Source organism: Streptomyces cinereospinus (genome assembly GCF_042430725.1).
Taxonomy (GTDB): domain Bacteria; phylum Actinomycetota; class Actinomycetes; order Streptomycetales; family Streptomycetaceae; genus Streptomyces; species Streptomyces cinereospinus.
This window is the reverse complement of the sequence record NZ_JBHMCY010000155.1, coordinates 1-2,532: the sequence shown is the minus strand read 5'-3', so window position 1 is coordinate 2,532 and position 2,532 is coordinate 1. Positions and strand designations below refer to the sequence as shown.

The window sequence follows — 2,532 nt, the reverse complement described above, 5'->3', positions numbered from 1 at the left end:
CGTTCGGGATCAGCGGCACCAACGCCCACGTCATCCTCGAAGAACCCCCGGCGGAACAACCCGCCGAGGCTCCCGCCGCGTCGACGGCCAACGGCAGGGGACCGGTCGTGTGGAGTCTGTCGGCGCCGTACGCGGCGGGACTGCGCAACCAGGCGGAGAGACTGGCGTCGTTCGTGCGGGAGGCGTCGCAGCCGTGGCCGGATGTGTATGCGGTGGGGCATGCGCTGGCGACGGGTCGGGCGGTGTTCGGTCATCGTGCGGTGGTGGTGGGTCGGTCGCGTGAGGAGTTGTTGGCGGGGCTGGGGGGTGTGGCGGCCGGTGGTGCTGGTGTGGGTGCGCTGGTGGGGCGTGCGGGTGTTGTGGGGAAGCTGGCGTTGGTGTTTGCGGGGCAGGGCAGTCAGCGGGTGGGGATGGGGCGGGAGTTGTATGCGCTGAGTGAGGTGTTCGCGGGGGCGTTGGAGGAGGTGTGTGCGGCTTTCGAGGGGTTGTTGGAGCGGCCGTTGCGGGAGCTGGTGCTGGGTGGGGTGTCGGACGAGGAGACGTTGGCGCAGACCCGGTATGCGCAGCCTGCGATTTTCGCTGTCGAGGTGGCGTTGTTCCGGTTGCTGGAGTCGTTGGGTGTGCGGCCGGATCTTGTGGCGGGGCATTCGGTGGGTGAGTTGGTGGCCGCGTATGTGGCGGGGGTGTGGTCGTTGCCGGATGCTGCCCGGTTGGTGGCGGCTCGGGGGCGGTTGATGCAGGCGGCGCCTGCTGGTGGGGTGATGGTGTCCGTGCGGCTGTCCGAGGAGGAGGTTCGTGCGGGGCTTGAGGCGTTGGGTGTGGTGGGGGTGGTGTCGGTCGCGGCGGTCAATGGTCCGCGGCAGACGGTGGTGTCCGGTGATGCCGGTGCGGTGGAGCGGGTTGTCGGGTATTGGCGGGCTCAGGGGTGTCGCACGAAGCGGTTGCTGGTCAGTCATGCTTTCCATTCCTCGCACATGGACGCGGTGGTGGAGGAGTTCCGGCAGGTTGCGGGGTCTGTGCGGTATGGGGAGCCGCGGGTGGGGGTGGTGTCGGCGGTCACCGGGCGGGTTGCCGGGGTGGAGGAGTTGTCCGATCCGGGTTACTGGGCCGGGCAGATTCGTCGTACGGTCCGCTTCGCCGATGCTGTGCGGTGTCTGCGCGGGGAGGGGGTGGGCACGTTCCTGGAGGTCGCCGGGGAGCAGGCGGTGGCCCAGCAGGTGGAGGAGGTGCTGGAGGGGCTGGACGGGGTGTCCTTGGGCGGTGTGGTGGCGGGTGTGACGGCCGATCCCGAGAAGTTGCTGGCCGCGCTGGCCGGGGCGCATGTCGGTGGTGTGGACGTCGACTGGTCCGCCTGGTTCACCCGGGCCCCGGCCACCGCCGTCGACCTGCCCACCTACCCCTTCGACCACCACCACTACTGGCTCGCCCCCCACGCCCTCGCCGGCGACGCACGCCGATTCGGCCTGGCCGATACCGCCGACCACCCGCTGCTGGGGGCGCTGGTCACCCCGGCCGAGGGGGACGGGCTGCTGCTCAGCGGTCTGCTGTCGTTGCGCACCCATCCCTGGCTGGCGGACCACGCCATCGCAGGCTCGGTCCTTCTGCCCGGCACGGCCTTCCTCGAACTCGCCCTCCAGGCCGCACGAGCCGCCGGCTGCGACGAGGTCACCGAACTCACCCTGGAGCAACCCCTCGCCCTGCCCGCGCGGGAAGCGGTCCAGATCCAGGTGGTGGTGCAGGGAGCCGACGAGCAGGGTCACCGCGCCCTGGCCATCCACTCCCGCACCGCTGAACCGGACGGCGAGCACGACCGCCCGTGGACGTGTCATGCGACGGGCGCGATCGCCCCGGAGGCGGCTCGTGCGCCACAGACCTCCGCGTGGCTGCCGGCCGGCGCCGTACCGCTCGACCTGGACGATGCCTACCCCCGGCTCGCCGACGAGGGCTATGCGTACGGCCCCGCCTTCCGTGGCCTGCGGGCCGCCTGGTCCTCGGGCGCCGACCTCTACGCCGAGGTGGAGATCGCCGAGTCACAGCGCGCCGAGGCCGCTCGCTGCGGCCTGCACCCGGCGCTACTGGACGCCGTGCTGCACGCCCTGGCCGTGGACGGACTCACAGACGGCGGCGGCATCCAGGTGCCGTTCTCCTTCACCGGCGTACGGCTCCACGCGCACGGCGCGAGCGTGCTGCGGGCCCGGCTGCGGCGGACGGACAGCGGTGTCGCCCTCACCCTCACGGACCCCACGGGCGAGGTCGTTGCGGACATCGGCTCGCTGGCGATGCGCGCGTTCGACGCGCGGGGTGCCGCCGCCGTGCCAGGGCGGCATCTGCACGCGGTGCGGTGGATGCCCCTGCCGGCGGACACCGCTGCCGACGGCGCCTCCCCGGAGCCGGTGGTGGTGCGGGTGCCTGCTGCCGGTGGCGCGGCGTCGCAGGTGGTGGCCGGCGCCTTGGACCAGGTGCGGGACTGTCTCGGTGGTGAGGGTGTCGTGGTGGTGGTGACGGCTTGCGGTGATGTGGCGGGGGCCGCGG

The 2,532-nt window shown here is 72.2% G+C and carries 1 protein-coding gene; it reads left to right on the top strand.

Features of this window, described 5'->3' with window-relative positions; translation table 11 throughout:
- On the top strand, positions 1-2,532 hold a 2,532-nt coding region (locus tag ACFF45_RS35200; protein ID WP_381351106.1), incomplete at both ends, for an acyltransferase domain-containing protein.